We start from the raw sequence: 1115 nt of genomic DNA, 5'->3' as shown, positions 1-1115 counted from the left end.
CGGCAGTGGTCAGGTAAGGAAGCCCGTGCCCTCCGCGATGCCAAACGCATGAGCATCAGGGAGTTCGCGGCCCATCTCGGTGTGCACGAACGCCTGGTGTCGAAATGGGAGGCAGGCGGTGCCCGGGTGCATCCGCGCCCGGTCAACCAGGCCGCGCTGGACACATCACTCGCCAGGTCCGACGAAGTCGTGCGGGCACGGTTCGCGGCCATGATCGATCAGCCCGTCATCGATCGGCCGGAACCGGAATTCGAGGTGCGTCAAGGTCATTCGACGCGCAGCAAGTATTCGAGCGACGCGGAACTTTTGGCACTCGTAGACGCAGGTGCGATGAGAGGTGATGCGTTAGCCGAGATTTCGGAGAGGGATCTGATCATGGCGGCTGCCCACGAAGCCAGCGAGCACGCCGGTCGCGCCGAGGCGAGTAACGTCGGCGCCTCCGCGCTGGAACAGCTCGACGCCGATGCCACCCGCATCGCCAGAGAGTATGTCCACGTGCCGCCGGTTCCGATGATGGTGGAGATGCTGCGGGTGCGCCGGCGGGTGTACCGGCTGCTCGAAGGCCACCAGAAGCCCACGGACACAAGCCATTTGTATCTGCTGGCCGGACCGCTGTCGGGTCTGCTGGCCAACGCCAGTACCGATCTCGGACATCTCGACGCCGCCGGAGAACAGGCCCGCGCGGCCTGGGCCTATGCGGAACTGTGCGGCCACAACGGATTACGCGCGTGGACGCGCGGCATGCAGGCGCTGATCGAATACTGGTCCGAGCGGCCGCGCCGGGCGGTGGCACTCGCGCAGAACGGTCAGCAGTACGCCGACTCGGTGACCGCGAAGATCCGGCTGCACAACATCGAGGCGCGCATCTGGTCCAAACTCGGCAGCGCCGCGGACGCCGAACGCTGCATCCGCGCCGCCGAGGCCGCACGCGCGGGCACCGGCACCGACGAACTGCACGACGAGACCGGCGGTGTCTTCGGCTTCCCGGAGGCCAAGAGTCATTACTACGCCGGCGCCACCTACATCCATCTCGGCCAGGCCGAACCGGCGCTGGCCGAAACCCAGCGCACCATCGAGTTGTACAGCGGCGGCCCCCGCGAACAGCGGTCGTACGG

Annotated in this window: 1 protein-coding gene; it reads left to right on the top strand. The window is 67.1% G+C overall.

The genetic code is table 11. The annotated features are described in order from the left end of the window. Positions 1-48: 48 nt before the first annotated feature. Positions 49-1115, top strand: a 1067-nt coding sequence (locus ACGF5C_RS35060; protein WP_393308756.1) for a helix-turn-helix domain-containing protein, incomplete at its 3' end; no start/stop codon positions are given.

The sequence above is a fragment of the Micromonospora sp. NPDC047620 genome, assembly GCF_043205005.1.
Lineage (GTDB): Bacteria > Actinomycetota > Actinomycetes > Mycobacteriales > Micromonosporaceae > Micromonospora.
The sequence above is the reverse complement of the archived record's forward strand: the minus strand, read 5'-3'. Positions and strand labels throughout refer to the sequence as shown.